The following is a 307-nucleotide window of genomic DNA, read 5'->3' on the forward strand; positions in this document are numbered from 1 at the left end:
TTGTGTTTTCGGAATTGACATAACAAGATCTGCATTACCTTCATTCGTTACTAAACAAAGAGAGCCAGTAGTGATTGCAATGATTCGGTTAATAATGTGAACACAGAGTCAGGTAATTCCTCGAGCCATTCATTATAGCTAAGAAGTAATTTTTTTCGAATACGTATCATTTCCCCGTTTTGCAGGTGGTGCTGTTCGTTGGCGATTTGTAATATATCTTGTTCATAGAAACGAGCTGGTAGCCAGTTGTTGTTATATAAAATCTCAAAACCATCTTCGGCAATATCTTCTAATAAAAATGCTTCAT

General features: G+C 35.8%; 1 pseudogene. It reads right to left on the reverse strand.

Annotated features, from left to right (window positions below):
• Nucleotides 1-68 precede the first annotated feature (68 nt).
• Nucleotides 69-307 (reverse strand): annotated as a pseudogene (locus SB717_RS34785) (DUF2777 family protein); the annotation flags it as partial.

It is taken from the genome of Priestia sp. SIMBA_032 (assembly GCF_046535215.1).
In the GTDB taxonomy this organism is placed as follows: domain Bacteria; phylum Bacillota; class Bacilli; order Bacillales; family Bacillaceae_H; genus Priestia; species Priestia aryabhattai.